The following is a 21,657-nucleotide window of genomic DNA, read 5'->3' as shown; positions in this document are numbered from 1 at the left end:
ATGTATTTACATACGATACATTTATCGTGTACATACGAAGGCAAGAGGTTAGCACTTTGTAAGGGGTGTGAAAATATGTTTAAATTTAATGATGAAAAAGGGCAATTAAAATGTTCTTTCTGTGGTAAAACACAAACGCAAGTTCGAAAGTTAGTGGCAGGTCCAGGTGTTTACATTTGTGACGAGTGTATCGAACTTTGTACTGAAATTGTACAAGAGGAGCTTGCGAAGGACGAAGAAGTAGAATTCAAAGATGTACCGAAACCGGTAGAAATTCGTGAAATCTTAGATGAGTATGTCATCGGGCAAGATAGCGCGAAAAAAGCACTAGCGGTAGCGGTATATAACCATTACAAACGCATTAATTCTAACAGCAAAATTGACGATGTAGAATTAGCGAAGAGTAATATCGCACTTATCGGGCCAACAGGTAGTGGTAAAACATTACTGGCGCAAACTTTAGCGCGTATTTTAAATGTTCCATTTGCAATCGCGGACGCAACATCTTTAACAGAAGCTGGATATGTTGGGGAAGATGTAGAAAATATCTTACTAAAATTAATTCAAGCAGCTGATTATGATGTAGAGAAAGCGGAAAAAGGAATTATTTATATTGATGAGATTGATAAAGTGGCACGTAAGTCCGAAAATCCATCAATTACACGTGATGTATCTGGTGAAGGTGTGCAGCAGGCACTTCTGAAAATTTTAGAAGGTACTGTAGCAAGCGTTCCACCTCAAGGTGGTCGTAAGCATCCGCACCAAGAGTTTATTCAAATTGATACAACGAATATCTTATTCATTTGTGGTGGAGCGTTTGATGGCATTGAGCCGATTATTAAACGTCGCCTTGGTGAAAAAGTAATTGGATTTGGTTCTGAGAAGAAAAATGCTGATGTGAATGAGAAGCATGTTTTATCTCACGTATTACCAGAGGATCTTTTAAGATTTGGTTTAATTCCAGAGTTTATCGGTCGTCTTCCAGTTATTGCGAACCTAGAGCCACTTGATGAAGATGCTCTTGTTGATATTTTAACGAAACCGAAAAATGCACTTGTTAAGCAATTCCAAAAATTATTGGAGCTTGACGATGTTGAGTTAGAGTTTGAAGAAGGTGCACTAATCGAAATTGCGAAAAAAGCAATTGAACGTAAAACGGGTGCTCGTGGACTTCGTTCTATTATTGAAGGCTTAATGCTTGATGTAATGTTCGAACTTCCATCTCGTAAAGATATCGAGAAGTGTATTCTTACAAAAGAAACAGTAGCTGATAATGAGCCGCCAAAATTGGTGTTACAAGACGGTACTGTACTTGATACAAAAACATCTGCATAATGCGAAAGGGAAACAGCAATTTTTATAATTGCTGTTTTTCTTTATGTTTAGCTACGTTCCTCCGCGGAAATACTAAGAGATAAAATATTGCGGGAGGAAATAAATAATGAGCTGGACAAATATATTTTTAGTTGTTCAACTTGTTTTTGGTGTAATTGTCGGATTGTATTTCTGGCATTTACTTCGAAATCAACGAACACAAAAAGTTTCAATTGATCGAGAATCGAAAAAAGAATTAGAACAGCTTCGTAAAATGCGTGAGATTTCTTTAACAGAGCCGCTAGCAGAAAAGGTGCGTCCTACAACCTTTTTAGATATTGTAGGGCAAGAGGACGGAATTAAGTCGTTAAAAGCGGCTCTTTGTGGTCCGAATCCGCAACATGTAATCATATATGGCCCGCCAGGTGTTGGGAAAACAGCGGCAGCACGTCTTGTATTAGAAGAAGCGAAACGAAATCCTAAATCTCCATTTCGTACGAATGCAACATTTATTGAACTTGATGCGACAACAGCTCGGTTTGATGAACGTGGTATCGCAGACCCTTTAATAGGTTCGGTGCATGATCCGATTTATCAAGGTGCTGGGGCGATGGGGCAAGCAGGTATTCCGCAACCGAAAAAAGGTGCTGTAACAGATGCACATGGTGGTATTTTGTTTATTGATGAGATTGGCGAGCTCCATCCGATTCAAATGAACAAAATGTTAAAGGTGTTAGAAGATCGAAAAGTATTTTTAGAAAGTGCGTACTATAGTGAAGAAAATACGATGATCCCAACATATATACATGATATTTTCCAAAAAGGCTTACCGGCAGATTTTCGCTTAGTTGGAGCAACGACACGTTCGCCAGAGGAAATTCCTCCTGCTATTCGGTCACGTTGCTTAGAAGTATTTTTCCGTGAATTAGATACGGAAGAAATTCAAAAAGTAGCGAAAAATGCCGCGGAAAAAGTGGAAATGCAAATAGGTGAAAATGGTATTGAAATGATCGGGATGTATGCAAGGAATGGACGAGAAGCGATTAATCTCGTGCAAATCTCTGCTGGTATGGCGATAAATGAAGAACGTTCTTTCATTAAGGATGAAGATATAGAGTGGGTTGTTCACTCAAGTCAGCTTACACCGAAATATGAAAAGCGCATTTATCCGATTCCAAGGATTGGTCTTGTAAATGGTCTTGCTGTATACGGACCAAATACAGGTGCGTTATTAGAAATTGAAGTAACAGCAATCAAGGCGAAAGATAAAGGATCGGTAAATGTTACCGGAATTGTGGAAGAAGAAAGTATTGGTAGTCAAACGAAATCGATTCGTCGTAAAAGTATGGCGAAAGGCTCTGTTGATAATGTATTAACAGTACTTCGTTCTTTAGATGTGTTGCCAGAAGGATATGATATACATATTAATTTTCCAGGTGGTATCCCGATTGATGGCCCTTCTGCAGGAATCGCTATGGCAACAGGTGTATATTCTGCGGTACACCGCACATATGTAAATAATGAAGTAGCGATGACAGGGGAAATAAGTATACACGGAGAAGTAAAGCCTATTGGTGGCGTATACGCAAAAATAAAAGCTGCGAAAAAAGCGGGAGCTAAGAAAGTCATTATTCCTGCTGAAAATATGCAACCATTTTTGTATACGATCAAGGGAATTGAAATTATTCCTGTCCGTAAGTTAAAAGAAGTATTTGAGTTAACGTTTATGCAAGAAAATATGCATAGAGAGCTAGATGTACATACTAAGGTAGACGAAACTGATGCACAATCTATGTGAAAATAAACAATAATAAAATTTGCCAGACTTCGTTTAAGTTTGTATGCTTAATCGGAGTCTTTTTTCTTTTCGTGAGGTAGAAAAACAAGCTATTTACAATTGCGCGGAATCTCAGCAATTGCATCTAGGTGTATTGTAATATAAAATAGTTGAACAGGAGTTTAATTTATTATGGAGGTGCTATGTCTAGTATGAATACGAACGAAAGAATCGTGCCCCTCCTACCATTAAGAGGCGTTCTCGTATATCCAACGATGGTTTTGCATCTTGATGTAGGACGTGATAAATCGATACAAGCACTAGAGCAGGCGGCAATGGATGAAAATATCATCTTTTTAGCAATGCAAAAAGAAATGAATATCGATGATCCGAAAGAAGATGACATATATAGTGTAGGTACGGTGGCGAAAGTGAAGCAAATGTTAAAATTGCCGAACGGTACGCTTCGTGTCCTTGTGGAAGGTTTACATAGAGCAGAAGTAATAGAGTTTATCGAAGAAGAAAATGTAGTACAAGTGTCGATTAAAACGGTAACTGAAGAAGTAGAAGATGATTTAGAAGAGAAAGCTCTTATGCGTACGTTACTGGAGCATTTCGAACAATATATTAAAGTTTCGAAAAAAGTTTCAAATGAAACATTTGCAACGGTAGCTGATGTGGAAGAACCAGGGAGATTAGCTGATCTAATTGCTTCTCACTTGCCGATTAAAACGAAGCAGAAACAAGAGATTCTAGAGATTGTATCTGTAAAAGAACGATTACAAACACTTATTTCAATTATTCAAGATGAACAAGAGTTACTTAGCCTAGAAAAGAAAATTGGGCAAAAAGTGAAACGTTCCATGGAGCGCACGCAAAAAGAATATTTCTTACGTGAGCAAATGAAGGCGATTCAAACTGAACTTGGCGACAAAGAAGGCAAGGGCGGAGAAGTAGAAGAACTTCGTGAGAAAATTGAACAGTCAGGAATGCCGGAAGAAACAATGAAGGCTGCGCTGAAAGAATTAGATCGTTATGAAAAGTTACCAGCAAGTTCTGCGGAGAGTGGTGTTATTCGCAATTATATTGATTGGTTATTAGCGCTTCCGTGGACAGAGGCAACAGAAGATATAATTGATCTTGCTCATTCGGAAGAGATTTTAAATAACGATCATTACGGTCTTGAAAAAGTGAAAGAGCGTGTACTTGAATATTTAGCTGTACAGAAGTTAACGAATTCATTAAAAGGACCTATCCTTTGTTTAGTAGGCCCTCCTGGGGTCGGCAAAACTTCGTTAGCGCGTTCAATTGCAACATCATTGAATCGTAACTTCGTCCGTGTATCTCTTGGTGGTGTGCGTGATGAATCTGAAATTCGTGGTCACCGCCGTACATATGTTGGAGCAATGCCAGGACGCATTATTCAAGGTATGAAAAAGGCGAAAACAGTTAATCCAGTCTTCTTATTAGATGAGATTGATAAAATGTCTAACGATTTCCGTGGAGATCCATCAGCGGCATTACTTGAAGTATTAGATCCAGAACAAAACCATAACTTCAGTGATCATTACATTGAAGAACCATATGATCTATCAAAAGTTATGTTTGTAGCAACTGCTAATACACTTTCAAGTATTCCAGGTCCATTACTTGACCGTATGGAAATCATTTCGATTGCTGGCTATACAGAACTTGAAAAAGTACACATTGCTCGTGAGCATTTATTGCCGAAACAATTAAAAGAACATGGCTTACGAAAAGGTAATTTACAAGTGCGTGATGAAGCGCTGCTTGAGATTATTCGTTATTATACACGTGAGGCTGGTGTTCGTACGCTAGAGCGCCAAATTGCAAAAGTTTGCCGTAAAGTAGCGAAGATTATCGTTACAGCAGAACGTAAACGTATCGTTGTGACAGAGAAAAAGATTGTTGATTTACTTGGTAAACACATATTCCGTTATGGGCAAGCTGAAAAAACAGACCAAGTTGGTATGGCAACAGGTCTAGCTTACACAGCAGCAGGCGGCGATACACTTGCCATTGAAGTTTCTGTAGCGCCAGGAAAAGGGAAACTAATTTTAACAGGGAAACTTGGGGATGTTATGAAAGAATCAGCACAAGCTGCGTTTAGTTATATACGTTCTCGTGCAGAAGAGCTTCAGATCGATCCGAATTTCCATGAGAAAAATGATATTCATATTCACGTTCCAGAAGGAGCAGTTCCAAAAGACGGACCGTCAGCAGGTATTACGATGGCAACGGCACTTATTTCTGCGCTAACAGGTATTCCTGTAAGTAAAGAAGTCGGTATGACAGGTGAAATTACACTTCGTGGTCGTGTATTACCAATTGGTGGTTTAAAAGAAAAAACATTAAGTGCTCACCGCGCAGGCTTAACAAAAATTATTTTGCCAGCAGAAAACGAGAAAGATTTAGATGATATTCCAGAGAGCGTAAAAGAAAACCTTACGTTTGTGCTTGCATCTCATTTAGATGAAGTATTGGAGCACGCATTAGTAGGAGTGAAACAATGAAAGTAACAAAAGCAGATATTGTAATTAGTGCTGTTAAACCAGAACAATATCCAGACAGTGATTTACCAGAAATTGCATTAGCAGGTCGTTCAAATGTGGGGAAGTCTTCCTTTATTAATAAAATTTTAAATCGTAAAAAGTTAGTACGTATTTCTTCTAAACCAGGAAAAACGCAAACGCTGAACTTTTTCTTAATCAATGAGATGATGCACTTTGTTGACGTTCCAGGTTATGGATATGCGAAAGTATCTAAATCGGAGCGCGCTGCATGGGGGAAAATGATTGAAACGTACTTTACAACGCGTGAACAATTAGACGCAGCTGTATTAGTAGTTGATTTACGTCACCAACCAACAAGTGATGACGTGATGATGTATGATTTCTTAAAGCATTATGAAATCCCAACAATTATTATTGCGACGAAAGCCGATAAAATTCCGAAAGGGAAATGGCAAAAGCATTTAAAAGTTGTAAAAGAAACGCTTGCTGTTGAAATTGGCGATGAAATTGTTCTATTCTCTTCTGAAACAGGACTTGGAAAAGAAGAAGCGTGGAAAGCAATTCATAAATTTACAAAAACAAAAAACGCGTGACGAATGTCGCGCGTTTTTGTTTTGCTAAATTTTTTAGCGTACGTTTAATGTAACTTCAATATTTCCTCGTGTTGCTTTCGAGTAAGGACATACACCGTGAGCCGCTTCTACAAGTTCTTGTGCTTCGCTATGTGAAACGCCAGCCACATGTACATCAAGTACAGCAGATAGGCCGAAACCACCATCTGTATCTTTTCCGATAGAAACGTGAGCAGTTACTTCTGTACTTTCTACTTTCACACGTTTTGTACGAATGACAAGTTGTAATGCACTATCGAAACAAGCTGCATAACCAGCTGCAAATAGTTGTTCTGGATTTGTTGCTTCTCCGCCTGCACCACCTAGTGCTTTCGGCATTTTTACATCAAGATTTAATATGCCATCATCTGAAACTACTTTCCCATTTCTTCCACCTGTTGCTGTTACTGAAGCAGTATATAATTTATCCATATTTATTCCCCTTTTCCATCATTAATTGTTTTCATTGTGTCAATCAGTTTATTTAGTTGAATTAATAAAGAGCGATATTCTTGCTCTGTAATTCCTAAGTTTGTAGCCATCGTTGTCGGTAATGAACAAGCCTTTTCCTTTAAATCTTTGCCCTGTTCTGTTAATTCAATACAAACTTTTCGCTCGTCTTCTTTGGAACGAACACGTTTTACAAGTTTTAATGATTCCATACGTTTTAACATAGGTGTTAACGTACCAGAATCTAAAAATAGACGTTCTCCAATTTCTTTTACTGTTAGTCCATCTTGCTCCCATAGTACGAGTAAAGTAATGTACTGGGGATACGTAATACCCATTTCTTCTAAATAAGGTCGATAAAAACGAGTAACCTCTCTAGAGCAGGCGTAAATAGAAAAACAAAGTTGGTTATCTAGATGCAAAGAGTCTTCTGTCATAAATAACTCCCTTCTAATTAAGTTGTGCACAATTTAATTTTGTAAAACTAATATAACGAAAAAGAAGTGCAATGTCAAATACATTTTATTGAGAAAGTCTTTGTTACATTTTGGAACAATCATACATATTTTCCTTCATGATGAAAGAAGATAGGGAAGATGATGTTATAATTTATATGGAATAGTTTCCATCACTTGATTATGAGGGCTTTTTTTGGTAACGTACAAATAGAGTTATTAATTTATAATCATTATAAAGTAGAAATTTTTTTATTAGTGTTACTGAATCTCCTTTATTACATACGGAGGAATAATTAAAAAATAATCGGTTGTTCCCCCGATTGTCAGATTCATAAGAGGAAAGTTGTATTATGATAGTAGATAAAGTGATAAAACGGGTGAAGGGGCACATGCTGCGTGCATATTCTTGTTGTTAGTGTAAATTATCGAACAGCCCCTGTAGAATTTCGTGAGAAACTCACATTTCAGGCAGCAGAAATAGAGCGAGCGATGACTACATTACAAAATCAAAAGAGCGTGTTAGAGAATGTCATTGTGTCAACTTGTAATCGCACTGAGATTTATGCTGTTGTCGATCAATTACACACGGGCCGGTATTATATTAAGAAATTTTTAGCTGATTGGTTTCAGCTTGAAATAGAAGAAGTCGCGCCATATTTAACTATTTTTGAACAAGATGGCGCAATAGATCATTTATTCCGCGTAACGTGCGGTTTAGATTCAATGGTAGTCGGAGAAACGCAGATTTTAGGTCAAATAAAAGATAGCTTTTTAGAAGCGCAACAAGTTAAAGCAACAGGCACAATTTTTAATGAATTGTTTAAGCAAGTCATTACATTAGCAAAACGTGCCCACTCAGAAACAACAATCGGGGAAAGTGCAATGTCTGTTAGTTATGCTGCTGTTGAGCTTGGAAAGAAAATATTTGGCGAGTTAACAGATTGTCATGTGCTTATTCTTGGTGCTGGTAAAATGGGCGAACTTGCACTACAAAACTTATATGGAAGTGGTGCTCGTAAAGTAACAGTTATGAATAGGACGCTTTCGAAAGCAGAAGTAATGGCTGAGAAATATATGGGACATGCAAAATCGTTAAGCGAATTACAATGTGCATTATTAGAAGCAGATATTTTAATTAGTTCAACTGGTGCATCTGAGTATGTCATTACGAAAGAGATGATGACAAAGGTGGAGAAAATGCGCTCTGGTCGTCCATTATTTATGGTTGACATTGCAGTGCCGCGTGATATTGATCCAGCGATTGATGAGCTAGAAGGTTCTTTCTTGTATGATATTGATGATTTACAAGGAGTAGTGGAGGCAAACCGTGCTGAGCGTTTGAAAGAGGCAGAGAAAATTCAATTTATGATTGAAGAGGAAATTGTTCTATTTAAAACGTGGTTAAGTACACTTGGTGTTGTTCCATTAATATCAGCTCTTCGTGATAAGGCACTTGCAATCCAAAGTGAAACGATGGTAAGCCTAGAGCGAAAAATACCAAACCTTAGTGATCGTGAGAAAAAAGTTATTAGTAAGCATACGAAAAGTATTATTAATCAATTATTAAAAGACCCAATTTTAGTAGCGAAAGAAATAGCTGCTGAAGAGGGAGCGAGCGAAAAATTAGCGTTATTTGCAAAGATTTTTGATTTAGAAACGGAAGAAGTAGAGAGTCGTGCGGAAGAAGTAGAACATAAAAGAGTGTGGACACCATCCGTTCCATCTTTATAATTTGGAAGGATGATCGGATGAGTTTTTTTAATAACAGTATTATTTATCATATTGCAATTATTTTATATGCTTGTAGCATTAGTTTATATTTTATAGATTATTTCCAAAGTAACCGAAAGGCGAACCGATTTGCTTTTTGGTTACTTGCGATTGTATGGGTCCTGCAGTCTATTTTTATGTTGCTTAGAGCTACAGATTCAGAAACGAATCCTATTTTAACTTTATTATCAGGGATTTATTTTTATGTTTGGTTATTGATTACGATGTCGTTAGTTATTAATCGATTTATGAGAATTGACTTTTTAGTCTTTTTTACAAATGTTGTAGCATTTGGCGTAAGCGCTTTTTCTATTTTTACACCGCTCGGAAAGATGTCGCCAGTACTTGCGGAACAATTAGTTTCAGAACTTGTATACGTGCATGTCGGTATGGCAATTATTTCTTACGCAACGTTTACTGTATCGTTCATTTTTTCTATTATGTATTTATTGCAATATCGCCTATTAAAAAAGAAAAAATGGAATGCGAGATTAAGAAGGTTAGGGAATTTACCGAAGCTAGAATCTATGTCTTACGGATTAAATTTATTTTCTGTTCCATTTTTCTTACTAGCAATTTTATTAGGATGTATATGGGGATATACAAAATTGGATAATTTCCATTGGTATGATACGAAAGTAATCGGATCTTTTGTCGTTCTATTTGTGTATTGCACAGGTTTATATTTACGAGCGGCAGATGTGTTGCAAGGTAAGAAAATTGTACAGTGGAATATCGGATCGTTTCTCGTAATGCTAGTAAACATTTTTCTATTAAGCAGTTTGTCCAATTTCCACTTTTGGTATTTATAATGAGGAGAGAGAATTATGCGCAAAATTATTGTAGGGTCACGAAAGAGTAAACTAGCATTAACGCAAACAAACTGGTTTATTGATCAGTTAAAAGCCCTAGGTCTACCATATGAATTTGAAGTGAAAGAAATTGTCACAAAAGGTGATGTTATTTTAGATGTTACTCTTTCAAAAGTAGGCGGAAAAGGCTTGTTCGTTAAAGAAATTGAGCATGCGTTACTTACGAAAGAAATCGATATGGCTGTACATAGTATGAAAGATATGCCAGCCGTACTTCCAGAAGGTTTAATGATTGGCTGTACACCAAAGCGTGTTGACCCTCGTGATGCTTTTATCTCAAAAAATGGAGCATCGTTTAAAGAGTTAGCGGAAGGTGCTATTTTAGGTACGAGTAGTTTAAGACGTAGTGCACAGCTACTCGCTGCGAGACCAGATTTACAAGTGAAGTGGATTCGCGGGAATATCGATACACGTTTACGTAAATTAAAAGAAGAAGATTACGATGCGATTATTTTAGCGACAGCTGGATTACAAAGAATGGGCTGGGATAATGATGTTATTACAGAACATTTAGATGATACGTTATGTGTACCTGCTGTAGGACAAGGTGCATTAGCGATTGAGTGTCGTGAGGATGATAAGGATTTATTGCAGTTGTTAGCGCATATTAATGATACGATAACAGAAAGAACAGTGGCAGCGGAGCGAGTATTTCTTCATAAACTTGAAGGTGGATGCCAAGTTCCAATTGCTGGATATGCAACCCTTACAGAAAACGATGCAATCGAATTAACAGCTCTTGTCGGCTCTATGGATGGCTCTGTTTTATTAAAAGAGACAGTAGTGGGTACTAACCCTGAGGAAGTAGGGTTAGAGGCCGCGGACCGTTTAATTAAACAAGGCGCCAAAGAACTCATTCTTGCTGCAAATAAGGAGCAACAATAAATATGAACGCTCTCGCTGGAAAAACGGTATTGATTACACGTGCCCAGCATCAAGCGAAACAAATGAGTGTAGCAGTGAAAGAAAAGAGCGGAATTCCATTGGAAATTCCGCTTTTGCGTATGGAAGGTATGTCTCATAGGCAAATTCAACATATTGAAGAGCAGCTACATTCATACGACTGGGTTATTTTTACGAGCAGAAATGGTGTAGCTTTTTTTCTAGATAGTTTAAAAAAGAAACTACCGTTAACCATTAGAATCGCTGCGGTAGGTGTGAAAACAAAATTAGAGTTAGAAAAAAGGGGCTATCAAGTTCATTTTGTTCCGACTTCATTTGTTGCAGAAGCATTTGCAGAAGAGTTTCTAAAAGAATTAAGTGGAAACGAACGTATTTTATTTCCGAAAGGGAATTTAGCAAGAGAGGTAATTCCGGTTGCACTTCGGGAAATTGGTGTTTCTCTAGATGAGCTAATCGTATACGGTACGAAAGTGAATATAGAAAAAAAGCAAGAACTTATAGCAGCATTGAAGTTAGGGAAAGTAGACATTATTACATTTACGAGCCCTTCAACTGTTACTAGTTTTGTTCGTTTACTTGAGGGTACAAACTGGAGAGAATGGACAAAAAAATGTACAATTGCTTGTATAGGACCTATTACGGAAAAAGAGGCAAGTCTTTATTTTCCGTCTGTTATTGTGCCGAAAGAGTACACTGTAGAAGCATTACTACAATATGTTTGTGAATCTATAAAATGAAAGAATGGGGATAGAAATCTATGAACTCTTTACAATTTAATCGTCATCGTCGTTTAAGACAAAGCGGGGGCATGCGTGCACTTGTGCGTGAAACGTTTTTACATACGGAAGATTTTATTTACCCTATTTTTGTATTAGAAGGTGAAAATGTTCGTAATGAAGTTCCTTCTATGCCGGGCGTATATCAAATGTCTTTAGATTTATTGCAAGCTGAAATGCAAGAAGTTGTTGATTTAGGTATTCGTTCTGTTATTGTATTTGGTTTACCTGCTGAAAAGGATGAAGTTGGATCATCAGCATATTGTGATCATGGAATTGTACAACGTGCTATTCAGCAAATTAAAGGTGATTTCCCTGAGCTAGTAGTAGTTGCAGATACATGTTTATGTCAATTTACAAGCCATGGTCATTGCGGTGTAATTGAAGATGGGATTATTTTAAATGACGAGTCTCTTGCAGTTCTTGCGAAAACAGCTGTAAGTCAAGCGAAAGCGGGAGCGGATATTATTGCGCCATCAAACATGATGGACGGCTTCGTAACAGCAATTCGTCATGCATTAGACGAAAATGGTTTTGGACACGTGCCAGTTATGTCGTACGCTGTGAAATATTCATCAGCATTTTATGGACCATTCCGTGATGCTGCGCACGGTGCACCGCAATTTGGTGACCGTAAAACATATCAAATGGATCCGGCAAACCGTATGGAAGCATTCCGTGAAGCAGAATCAGATGTAATGGAAGGTGCAGATTTCTTAATCGTAAAACCAGCTCTTTCTTACTTAGATATCGTTCGTGATGTGAAAAATAACTTTAATTTACCAGTTGTCGCTTATAATGTAAGTGGTGAATATTCGATGATTAAAGCGGCAGCGCAAAATGGTTGGATTAATGAAAAAGAAGTTGTTCTTGAAAAATTAATTAGTATGAAACGTGCAGGGGCAGATTTAATTATTACGTATCATGCAAAAGATGCAGCAAGATGGTTACAAGAAGGAGGCGCTAAATAATGAAAAAGTTTGATAAGTCAATTGCAGCGTTTGAAGAGGCGCAAGACTTAATGCCTGGTGGCGTAAATAGCCCGGTTCGTGCCTTTAAGTCTGTTGGGATGAATCCGTTGTTTATGGAGCGTGGAAAAGGCTCTAAAGTATATGATATCGATGGGAATGAATACATCGACTACGTATTATCATGGGGTCCTTTAATTCATGGTCATGCAAATGATCGTGTTGTAGAAGCGTTAAAATCTGTTGCTGAAAGAGGTACAAGCTTCGGTGCACCAACAGAAATTGAAAATAAATTAGCAAAACTTGTTATTGAGCGCGTGCCATCAATTGAGATTGTGCGTATGGTTAACTCTGGAACGGAAGCAACAATGAGTGCACTACGTTTAGCTCGTGGTTATACAGGTCGTAATAAAATCTTGAAATTTATTGGTTGTTACCACGGTCATGGTGATTCGTTATTAATTAAAGCTGGTTCTGGTGTGGCGACTTTAGGTTTACCAGATAGTCCTGGTGTACCAGAAGGTGTAGCGAAAAATACGATTACAGTAGCGTATAACGATTTAGAAAGCGTAAAATACGCGTTTGAACAATTCGGTGATGATATTGCTTGTGTAATTGTAGAACCAGTAGCAGGAAATATGGGGGTTGTTCCTCCGCAGCCTGGATTTTTAGAAGGTCTTCGTGAAGTAACAGAACAAAACGGTGCATTGCTTATTTTTGATGAAGTAATGACAGGGTTCCGAGTAGCTTATAATTGTGGCCAAGGTTATTATGGCGTAACGCCTGATTTAACATGCCTAGGTAAAGTAATCGGTGGTGGTTTACCGGTAGGAGCATACGGTGGTAAAGCGGAAATTATGCGCCAAGTTGCGCCAAGCGGACCGATTTACCAAGCTGGTACTTTATCAGGTAATCCACTTGCAATGGCGGCAGGTTATGAAACGTTAGTACAGTTGACGCCAGAATCATATGTAGAATTTGAGCGTAAAGCTGAAATGTTAGAAGCTGGATTACGTAAAGCAGCTGAAAAACATGGCATTCCGCATCATATTAACCGTGCAGGCTCTATGATTGGTATTTTCTTTACAGATGAACCCGTTATTAATTACGATGCAGCAAAATCTTCAAACTTAGAATTCTTTGCGGCTTACTATCGTGAAATGGTAGAACAAGGTGTATTCTTACCACCATCTCAATTCGAAGGTTTATTCTTATCGACAGCACATAGTGATGCAGATATTGAAGCAACGATTGCAGCAGCTGAAATTGCAATGTCAAAATTAAAAGCGTAGTGTATTAGAGAAAATCGCTCTCCATAAGGGGAGCGATTTTTTTTATTCATAAAGTAAGCTTCCCACACATAAATCTGTAATGACATATAGTTTGGGAGGGGGAAAAGAAGTGGCTGCAGATCATTCATTACGATTTTCATTAAAAGAATCTGTGTGGTTCCAAAAAGGACAGGAAGTCGAAGAACTTTTGTCAATTTCGTTAGATCCAGACGTTGAGATAGAAGAGCTTGATCATGAAGTAATCGTGAGAGGACAATTAGATTTAACGGGAGAGTATGTTGCACGAAAAGATGATTCCGCGTATTCATTAAGAGAACTATCGCCAGCAAAGTCAATTGATTATGTAGAAACAAGAGAAGATGGGGTTAATGAACTTGTTCATTCCTTTCCACTTGAAATATCAATTCCGAGAAATCGAGTGAAAGTAATTGAAGAGCTATATGTATCAATCGAGGAATTTGATTATGAATTAAAGGAAAATGGTTGCTTACAATTATTAGCGGATATATCTATTACCGGTTTGTGTGATGAAGAGAGAAGCGAGGATGAAGTTGAAGAGGAAGAAACGGTGTATGCTGAGTTAGAAGAAGATTCAGCGCAAGAGGATGAAAATAGACCGGCGCCGCATGTAGAAGAACCAGCATATAAGGAATCAGATGAGTGGGAAGATTACGCATTTGAACCGTTCCAATTAGAGGAAAGAAAAGAGCAGGAATTAGAAGAAGAGAAAATAGAAGAACATGAATTTGTGGAACGTGAAGAGGAGCAAGAAACAACGCCGCAATTTGAACTGTTCGGACGAAAAGATTTCAAGAAAGAAAAAGCGAAAAAGCAGGAAGAACAAGAAGAAGAGTACTCACAGCGAGATGAAAATGCGCTTTATTTAACAAAACTATTTACGAAAGAACCGGAAGAAGAATTTACAAAGTTAAGAATGTATTTCGTGCAAGAAGGGGATACAATTGAATCTATTGCAGACCGTTATGAAACGTCTGTACAAAATTTATACCGTGTCAATCAAACAGAAGATATATTTTTAAATACGGGGCAAATTATTTATATTCCCGTTTCAAGGGTAAAGGCGAAATAAGGAAGTGAGTGTTTTCACTCACTTCCTTTCTTAGAGGCTATGTTTTGAATAGAAAGGGTTATTCGTATGGATATTGAGTTGCGAAATCACTATGAACCTATCGTGAGGCAATATAGATTGGATACGCAGCATATGGAAGAGCACGGAAATGTAATGAAAATTTATACGAATCAAGGTCCATATGCACTCAAGAAAATAGAAGGCAGAAAGTTAGAGCGGAATAACTTTCTGCATCATATTCAATATTTGAAGGAGAAAGGTTTTTCAAATTATGTACCTATATATCATGCGACGGATGGAAGTTATATTTTAAGTGACGGGACGTATAATTATTATTTAATGCCTTGGTTAGAACGTGCAGAAGGAAACGGTGAGGACAATGATCAATACCATAAAATGTTTCAGACACTTGGAACGTTGCATCAAAAAACTGTGAAGGAAGAAACGTATACGGAAGAAGATTTAGAAAAACATTATACAAGTATATCCGATCGTTGGGAAAATGATGGTGAGATGTTAGAAGAGTTTCTCGTAGAATCTGAATCAAAATGGTATATGTCCCCGTTTGAATTGCAATATTGTACGTACTATCATCATGTAATGAGAGCGCGTGAATTTGCAACGAAGCAATTAAATGAGTGGAACGATGCGATGAAAGAAAAGGAGAAAACGCGTATTACTTTTGTGCATGGTAATGTGTCACTGAATCATTTTTTATTTGACTATGAACGGAATGGCTATTTTATTAGTTTAGAAAAATCGAAGTTTGCAACGCCTGTGCAAGATATAGTAGGTTTTTATTCACGGTCTTTAAACACATATCCAATCGCAAGAAGTGATCGGTTTGAATGGTTTCAAATGTATCAAAAAAATTTCCCTTTTACGAAAGAAGAGCAACTACTTATGTTTGCGTATATGACGTATCCATCGCAATTTATTCGGCAAATCCAGTCTTATAAGAAAAGAAGAGATAATCGTAACGAGGAAAATGAACTGCGCGGAGTAAAGAGTTTGCAACAATCGCATTGGCTCGTTAGCAATATAGAATATTTCCTGTCACAATTACAAGCTGCCCAGCAAGGGAACGGATAAAGTAAACATTCCCCGCTGATGATTAGCCTTCACTAATTGGGCGTTTACGGGCACCAGGGCTCCCTTCTAACTTCTTTGCTTCAGCTGAGTTTTGAGGTGGAGGTCTTACTGCCCACAAATAGCGGGGTAAAGAAGAGAAGTAGAGGATTCTACTTATCTTCTTTTTGGCACCAAAAGCTGTAGTTTTAAATTTATCTTGACGAATAAGGTTTCGTTTTTTACACTATTGTATATAATAATTAACAATCATATAAATGCCTTGAAGGGGAAGAGTATAACATGAAACGTCTTCAGAGAGGAGAATCATTAGCTGGGAGATTCTCTAGATAGTTATGTTAGAAGGTAGCCCTGGAGCATCTTTTCTGAACGGAATAGTTCTTATTAGGAAAAGACGGATTTGTCCGTTATCAAATTAAGAGTATAAGCAAATTATGAATTTGTTTGTAAATAAAGGTGGTACCGCGATGTCCCTCGTCCTTTTTGGATGAGGGACATTTTTTATTTTAAGGAGGGAAAATAATGTCAAACACGGAAAAGAATTTACCAACTAAATATGATCATATGTCCGTTGAAGAAGGCCTTTATCAATGGTGGCTTGAAGGCAAATATTTTGAAGCAACAGGAGACGAGAAGAAACAACCGTATACAATTGTAATTCCACCTCCGAACGTAACTGGTAAGTTACACTTAGGTCATGCTTGGGATACAACTCTTCAAGATATTTTAACTCGTACGAAGCGTATGCAAGGATACGATGTACTATGGCTTCCAGGAATGGACCATGCTGGTATCGCAACACAAGCGAAAGTAGAAGGAAAACTTCGTGAAGAAGGTATTTCACGTTACGATCTTGGCCGTGAAAAATTCCTTGAAAAAGCTTGGGAGTGGAAAGAAGAGTACGCTTCTCACATTCGTCAACAATGGGGGAAAGTTGGTTTAGGACTAGACTATTCTCGTGAACGCTTCACATTAGACAAAGGTTTATCAGATGCGGTTAATAAAGTATTCGTTCAATTATACGAAAAAGGCTTAATTTACCGTGGTGAATATATCATCAACTGGGATCCAGCAACACGTACAGCTCTTTCTGATATTGAAGTAATTCATAAAGAAGTTCAAGGTGCATTCTACCATATGAACTATCCGTTAACAGATGGTTCTGGTCACATTCGTCTTGCTACTACTCGTCCAGAAACGATGCTTGGTGATACAGCAGTAGCAGTTCATCCAGAAGACGATCGTTACAAACATTTAATCGGAAAAACAGTTACACTTCCAATCGTAGGCCGTGAGATTCCGATTATTGCTGATGAGTACGTAGAAAAAGATTTCGGAACGGGCGTTGTAAAAATTACACCAGCTCATGACCCGAATGACTTTGAAGTAGGTAACCGTCATGACTTACCACGCATCTTAGTAATGAACGAAGATGGATCGATGAACGAAAAAGCTGGTAAGTATAACGGTATGGATCGTTTCGAATGCCGTAAAGAATTAGTAAAAGACTTACAAGAAGCTGGCGTATTAGTAGAAATCGAGCCACATATGCATTCAGTAGGTCATAGTGAGCGTAGCGGTGCGGTTGTTGAGCCTTATTTATCAACACAGTGGTTCGTAAAAATGGCTCCACTTGCTGAAAAAGCAGTAGCGCTTCAACAAAAAGAAGAAGAAAAAGTAACGTTCGTACCAGAGCGTTTTGAAAACACATATTTACGTTGGATGGAAAATATTCATGACTGGTGTATTTCTCGTCAATTATGGTGGGGACACCGTATTCCAGCTTGGTACCATAAAGAAACTGGTGAAGTATACGTAGGTACAGAAGCACCAGCAGATATTGAAAACTGGAATCAAGATAACGATGTACTTGATACATGGTTCAGTTCAGCATTATGGCCATTCTCCACACTTGGTTGGCCAAATGAAGATTCAGCAGACTTCAAACGTTACTATTCAACAGATGCACTAGTAACGGGTTATGATATCATCTTCTTCTGGGTATCTCGTATGATTTTCCAAGGTTTAGAGTTTACAGGCGAGCGTCCATTTAAAGATGTATTAATTCACGGTTTAGTTCGTGACGAGCAAGGTCGTAAAATGAGTAAATCTCTTGGTAACGGTATTGATCCAATGGATGTTATCGAGAAGTACGGTGCAGATGCAATGCGTTTCTTCTTATCAACAGGAAGTGCACCAGGTCAAGATTTACGTTTCAGCATGGAAAAAGTAGAATCTACTTGGAACTTCATTAATAAAATTTGGAACGCATCACGTTTCGTATTAATGAACATGGATGATATGAAGTATGAAGAAATCGATTTAACTGGTGAAAAATCAGTTGCGGATAAGTGGATCTTAACTCGCTTAAACGAAACAATCGAAAGCGTAACACGTAACATGGATAAATATGAGTTCGGTGAAGCTGGTCGTTCATTATACAACTTCATTTGGGACGATTTCTGTGATTGGTATATTGAAATGGCGAAACTTCCACTATACGGTGAAGATGAAGCAGCTAAGAAAACAACTCGTTCTATTTTAGCTTACGTATTAGATCAAACAATGCGTCTATTACACCCATTCATGCCATTCGTAACAGAGAAAATTTGGCAACATTTACCGCATGAAGGCGAGTCTATTACAGTAGCTGCGTGGCCAACAGTTCGCGAAGATTTACAAGATACGGAGGCTGCGGCAGAAATGCACCTTCTAGTTGATATCATTCGCTCTGTTCGTAACATCCGTGCAGAAGTAAATACGCCAATGAGCAAAAAAGTTCAAATGCAAATTAAAGCAAAAGATGAGGCTGTACTTGCTCAACTTACGAAAAATAGCTCTTACATTGAGCGTTTCTGTAACCCAAGCGAATTAACAATTCAAACGGACTTACAAGCGCCAGAAAAAGCAATGACTGCAATCGTATCAGGTGCAGAGTTATTCTTACCGTTAGCTGATCTTATCAATCTTGATGAAGAGAGAGCTCGTCTTGAGAAAGAACTTGAGAAGTTCGATAAAGAAGTAGAACGTGTACAGAAGAAACTTTCTAACCAAGGTTTCGTAGCGAAAGCTCCTGCAGCGGTTATTGAAGGAGAGCGTGCGAAAGAGCAAGATTACCTAGAAAAACGCGAAGCAGTTCGTCAACGTCTAGCAGATCTTGAAAAGTAAAAATATTTTTAGAGACTCACTATATTGGTGAGTCTCTTTTCTTTGCGTATAATAGAACTATGAAAGTTGTCTTTTGAAAGGGGAAAAGCATACGTGATACATACATACGAAGAAGCGATAGGGTGGATTCATAGCCGATTGAAATTTGGTATTAAACCAGGATTAGAAAGAATGAATTGGATGCTAGAAGAGCTCGGAAATCCAGAGCGTCATATAAAATGTGTTCATCTTGCTGGTACAAATGGAAAAGGTTCAACGTTAACATATATGCGTTACATGTTAGAAGGCGCGAAATATAAGGTAGGAACGTTTACCTCTCCTTACATCGAATCATTTAATGAACGCATTAGTGTGAATGGAACACCAATTGCAGACGAAGAGATTACTGAACTTGTAAAGCTGGTAAAACCAGTCGTGGAAAAACTAGATGAAACGGATTTAGGGGAAGCGACAGAGTTTGAAATTATTACTGTTATGGCGATTTGCTATTTCGGCAAATTCAATTTCTGTGATGTTGTTTTATTTGAAACAGGGCTTGGTGGACGTTTTGATTCTACCAATGTTATACACCCTGTTCTCACGATTATTACGAATATCGGTCACGATCATATGCATATTTTAGGAAATACACTAGGAGAAATTGCATATGAAAAGGCGGGGATTATTAAGTCTGGCGTGCCGGTAATTACTGGTGTACAAGATGAAGAAGCTTTGCAAGTCATTCAAAATGTTGCAAAGGAAAATCATGCAAACTTATACGAGATGGGCAACCATTTTACAGCATTACATAAACAGTCTAGTGAAGATGGAGAACAGTTCGATTTCACTTGTCCTTTCGCCTCTTTTGAAGATGTGCGAATCACAATGAAAGGCAGCCACCAAGTAGGAAACGCAGCACTTGCGCTTATGGCAGTCATGTATGTAAAAACATACTTATCATTTTTAATTGAGGAAGAAGAAATAAGAACTGGATACCAGGAAGCGTATTGGGTGGGGCGCTTTGAAAAACTGCAAAGTAATCCAGATATTATTATAGATGGTGCTCATAATCCAGAAGGTATCGAAAGCCTTGTGAAAACAGTAGAAGCGCATTACAAAGATAAAAATGTAATAGTGTTATTTACTGCCCTTGGTGATAAACAATTACATAACATGGTAGGCCAATTAGAAACCATTGCAGATGAAATTATTTTTACAACATTCGCCTTTGATCGTGCTATTTCTGCTGATAAGCTTGCATCATATTCACAGAAAGAATCAAAATTAGTTTTTGAAAATTGGAAAGAGGCAATTGATACAAAAGTTGAAATGATAGCAGAAAATGATGTTTTTATCATAACAGGTTCTCTTTATTTCATTTCTGAAGTACGAAAATATATTTGCGAGAAAAACTAGATAGTCTTTGCTATCTAGTTTTTTTGTTCTACAAATGAAGTCAAATGCATACATATAAGATAAATATATAGGGTTATTTGGCGAATTCCTCTGACAAATATCTCGTTTTTTTATGAAATGAATATGATATGATGCGGACAACGATAAGAGGTGAGGTGTGAGTGTATGGACAAGCAATCACGAACGATCTCAGTGAAAGTGAATGGAACAGAAGCGAAGTATGAGGAAAAAAAGAAAGATGAATTTGAATGGATGGTAGTAGAAAGTGAACGACCGAAAAATGTTGTTCCGTTTCAAAAAGCGAAATCAATGTCTGTGGAAAAATACCGAAAGAAGTGGAGTAATACATTAATTGTAATCGTTGCAACTGCAATCATTATCGGTACGGCGTTTGGAATGGGGATGCTTCATTTACTTACTGGACAAGGAACGACAGGAGGAAGTGAAGTGACAGCTTCAAGGCCGACTGGAAATGGAGAATCAAAGGTGGGTGGAACGGCAGAACAAACACCAGCACCGAAAGAAGAAAAACAAAAAGCACAAGCAGGAACGTCATTGGATCCAATGAAATTATTTTTTGTTCAAGGGGGGCTTTATTCTTCTGAAGAAAAGGGACAGGCAGCTCTTGAAGAATGGAAAGGCAATGGGGGCATTGGTGCTTTGAGACCGAGCGGTGATAAGTATGCAATAGTTGTTGGTATTGCTAGCGATGAACAGTCTATAAATCAATTAATGACTAAGTATAAAAATGATGGTGTCTCCGTTTTAAAAAAGAACTGGGATATAACAGATAAAGCATTGTTGAAAGATGATAAAGAAGTAGGAACATTTTTAACAAAAGTGCAGCCATTATACACTCATTTAGCAAAATATGCTTCTAGCGTACAAGTTGGTGGAAAAAGCAGCGCAAAAGATATAGAAGTAATTGAAAAAGAATGGAAAAAGGTTGAAAAAGAAGGGAAAAGTATGAAACAAGAAGAAGCAAAGAAACTGTATATGTATACGTCGGTAGCTGTACAAACAGTAAAAGATGGGAAGATGGATAAGGAATCTTTGGCGAAATTAAATCAAGTTATTATTGATGGTTTACTCTCGTATGAAAAAATTGTTTCGTAGAAAGTGAAATGATAGGATAATAAAATGAGTAAGAAAGAAGTACATGTACTTCTTTCTTTTCTTTTGAATTTAGA

The 21,657-nt window shown here is 37.7% G+C and carries 17 protein-coding genes and 1 other annotated feature; of the genes, 15 read left to right on the top strand and 2 right to left on the bottom strand.

From position 1 onward, the window contains the following. Window positions 1–75 precede the first annotated feature (75 nt). The 4 genes from clpX to ysxC all read left to right on the top strand — a co-directional run bounded on the left by clpX (window position 76) and on the right by ysxC (window position 6,218). Entirely contained in the window at window positions 76–1,335 is a 1,260-nt protein-coding gene (gene clpX / locus BC_RS22360) for an ATP-dependent protease ATP-binding subunit ClpX (protein ID WP_000472289.1), read from the top strand. Window positions 1,336–1,441: 106 nt separating this feature from the next. Beyond that, a complete protein-coding gene (gene lonB, locus BC_RS22355) occupies window positions 1,442–3,112 on the top strand; it encodes an ATP-dependent protease LonB (RefSeq protein WP_000119176.1) in 1,671 nt (556 codons plus the stop codon). A 182-nt stretch (window positions 3,113–3,294) separates the two neighbouring features. Further along, entirely contained in the window at window positions 3,295–5,625 is a 2,331-nt protein-coding gene (gene lon / locus BC_RS22350; protein ID WP_000097289.1) for an endopeptidase La, read from the top strand. Further along, window positions 5,622–6,218, top strand: a complete 597-nt coding sequence (gene ysxC, locus BC_RS22345; protein ID WP_000869116.1) for a ribosome biogenesis GTP-binding protein YsxC — start codon at window positions 5,622–5,624, stop codon at window positions 6,216–6,218. Before lon ends, ysxC begins: the two co-directional genes overlap by 4 nt. A gap of 33 nt (window positions 6,219–6,251) precedes the next feature. Here ysxC and BC_RS22340 read toward each other — a convergent pair whose 3' ends face one another. After that, window positions 6,252–6,668: an organic hydroperoxide resistance protein gene (locus BC_RS22340; RefSeq protein WP_000359781.1), complete on the bottom strand. Its 417-nt coding sequence runs from the start codon at window positions 6,666–6,668 to the stop codon at window positions 6,252–6,254. Window positions 6,669–6,670: 2 nt separating this feature from the next. Continuing rightward, window positions 6,671–7,123 carry a MarR family winged helix-turn-helix transcriptional regulator gene (locus BC_RS22335; protein ID WP_000133916.1) on the bottom strand — a complete coding sequence of 151 codons (453 nt, stop codon included), beginning with the start codon at window positions 7,121–7,123 and terminating at the stop codon, window positions 6,671–6,673. 417 nt (window positions 7,124–7,540) lie between these two features. Between BC_RS22335 and hemA the strand changes: the two genes are divergently transcribed. From hemA to BC_RS22280, 11 genes are all read left to right on the top strand, one after another. Then, window positions 7,541–8,875 (top strand): glutamyl-tRNA reductase, encoded by a 1,335-nt coding sequence (gene hemA, locus BC_RS22330; RefSeq protein ID WP_000547841.1) that lies wholly within the window; start codon window positions 7,541–7,543, stop codon window positions 8,873–8,875. 17 nt (window positions 8,876–8,892) lie between these two features. Then, the gene (locus tag BC_RS22325; RefSeq protein WP_000007721.1) at window positions 8,893–9,726 is read left to right on the top strand and encodes a cytochrome c biogenesis protein; all 834 of its coding nucleotides are present in this window, start codon (window positions 8,893–8,895) and stop codon (window positions 9,724–9,726) included. Window positions 9,727–9,741: 15 nt separating this feature from the next. Further along, complete coding sequence (gene hemC / locus BC_RS22320) at window positions 9,742–10,671, top strand: hydroxymethylbilane synthase (RefSeq protein ID WP_001226407.1); 930 nt, start codon at window positions 9,742–9,744, stop codon at window positions 10,669–10,671. 2 nt (window positions 10,672–10,673) lie between these two features. Beyond that, complete coding sequence (gene hemD / locus BC_RS22315) at window positions 10,674–11,426, top strand: uroporphyrinogen-III synthase (RefSeq protein WP_000992353.1); 753 nt, start codon at window positions 10,674–10,676, stop codon at window positions 11,424–11,426. 20 nt (window positions 11,427–11,446) lie between these two features. Then, on the top strand, window positions 11,447–12,436 hold the full coding sequence (hemB, locus tag BC_RS22310; protein WP_001087065.1) for a porphobilinogen synthase: 990 nt from the start codon (window positions 11,447–11,449) through the stop codon (window positions 12,434–12,436). Then, window positions 12,436–13,725: a glutamate-1-semialdehyde 2,1-aminomutase gene (hemL, locus tag BC_RS22305; RefSeq protein ID WP_000712943.1), complete on the top strand. Its 1,290-nt coding sequence runs from the start codon at window positions 12,436–12,438 to the stop codon at window positions 13,723–13,725. The genes hemB and hemL overlap by 1 nt, the downstream gene beginning before the upstream one ends. Before the next feature lie 79 nt (window positions 13,726–13,804). Further along, complete coding sequence (spoVID, locus tag BC_RS22300) at window positions 13,805–14,815, top strand: stage VI sporulation protein D (RefSeq protein WP_002195820.1); 1,011 nt, start codon at window positions 13,805–13,807, stop codon at window positions 14,813–14,815. Window positions 14,816–14,881: 66 nt separating this feature from the next. Then, a complete protein-coding gene (gene ysxE / locus BC_RS22295; protein WP_000350658.1) occupies window positions 14,882–15,907 on the top strand; it encodes a spore coat protein YsxE in 1,026 nt (341 codons plus the stop codon). Window positions 15,908–16,157: 250 nt separating this feature from the next. Further along, window positions 16,158–16,389: a binding site (T-box leader), on the top strand. Between the two features lie 37 nt (window positions 16,390–16,426). Continuing rightward, on the top strand, window positions 16,427–19,072 hold the full coding sequence (locus tag BC_RS22290) for a valine--tRNA ligase (RefSeq protein ID WP_000072244.1): 2,646 nt from the start codon (window positions 16,427–16,429) through the stop codon (window positions 19,070–19,072). Window positions 19,073–19,165: 93 nt separating this feature from the next. After that, window positions 19,166–20,467: a bifunctional folylpolyglutamate synthase/dihydrofolate synthase gene (locus BC_RS22285; RefSeq protein WP_000582040.1), complete on the top strand. Its 1,302-nt coding sequence runs from the start codon at window positions 19,166–19,168 to the stop codon at window positions 20,465–20,467. A gap of 165 nt (window positions 20,468–20,632) precedes the next feature. Beyond that, window positions 20,633–21,583: a stage II sporulation protein B gene (locus BC_RS22280; RefSeq protein WP_000361009.1), complete on the top strand. Its 951-nt coding sequence runs from the start codon at window positions 20,633–20,635 to the stop codon at window positions 21,581–21,583. Window positions 21,584–21,657 lie beyond the last annotated feature (74 nt).

Source organism: Bacillus cereus ATCC 14579 (assembly GCF_000007825.1).
Classification (GTDB): domain Bacteria; phylum Bacillota; class Bacilli; order Bacillales; family Bacillaceae_G; genus Bacillus_A; species Bacillus_A cereus.
The sequence above is the reverse complement of the archived record's forward strand: the minus strand, read 5'-3'. Positions and strand labels throughout refer to the sequence as shown.

Excerpts from the sequence above, each read along its gene's own strand:
- clpX (WP_000472289.1), top strand. The coding sequence starts at position 76 with ATGTTTAAATTTAATGATGAAAAAGGGCAATTAAAATGTTCTTTCTGT.
- hemD (WP_000992353.1), top strand. The coding sequence starts at position 10,674 with ATGAACGCTCTCGCTGGAAAAACGGTATTGATTACACGTGCCCAGCAT.
- lonB (WP_000119176.1), top strand. The coding sequence starts at position 1,442 with ATGAGCTGGACAAATATATTTTTAGTTGTTCAACTTGTTTTTGGTGTA.
- lon (WP_000097289.1), top strand. The coding sequence starts at position 3,295 with ATGTCTAGTATGAATACGAACGAAAGAATCGTGCCCCTCCTACCATTA.
- BC_RS22335 (WP_000133916.1), bottom strand. The coding sequence starts at position 7,123 with ATGACAGAAGACTCTTTGCATCTAGATAACCAACTTTGTTTTTCTATT.
- ysxC (WP_000869116.1), top strand. The coding sequence starts at position 5,622 with ATGAAAGTAACAAAAGCAGATATTGTAATTAGTGCTGTTAAACCAGAA.
- BC_RS22290 (WP_000072244.1), top strand. The coding sequence starts at position 16,427 with ATGTCAAACACGGAAAAGAATTTACCAACTAAATATGATCATATGTCC.
- ysxE (WP_000350658.1), top strand. The coding sequence starts at position 14,882 with ATGGATATTGAGTTGCGAAATCACTATGAACCTATCGTGAGGCAATAT.
- hemB (WP_001087065.1), top strand. The coding sequence starts at position 11,447 with ATGAACTCTTTACAATTTAATCGTCATCGTCGTTTAAGACAAAGCGGG.
- hemL (WP_000712943.1), top strand. The coding sequence starts at position 12,436 with ATGAAAAAGTTTGATAAGTCAATTGCAGCGTTTGAAGAGGCGCAAGAC.
- BC_RS22340 (WP_000359781.1), bottom strand. The coding sequence starts at position 6,668 with ATGGATAAATTATATACTGCTTCAGTAACAGCAACAGGTGGAAGAAAT.
- spoVID (WP_002195820.1), top strand. The coding sequence starts at position 13,805 with ATGACATATAGTTTGGGAGGGGGAAAAGAAGTGGCTGCAGATCATTCA.
- hemC (WP_001226407.1), top strand. The coding sequence starts at position 9,742 with ATGCGCAAAATTATTGTAGGGTCACGAAAGAGTAAACTAGCATTAACG.
- BC_RS22280 (WP_000361009.1), top strand. The coding sequence starts at position 20,633 with ATGGACAAGCAATCACGAACGATCTCAGTGAAAGTGAATGGAACAGAA.
- BC_RS22325 (WP_000007721.1), top strand. The coding sequence starts at position 8,893 with ATGAGTTTTTTTAATAACAGTATTATTTATCATATTGCAATTATTTTA.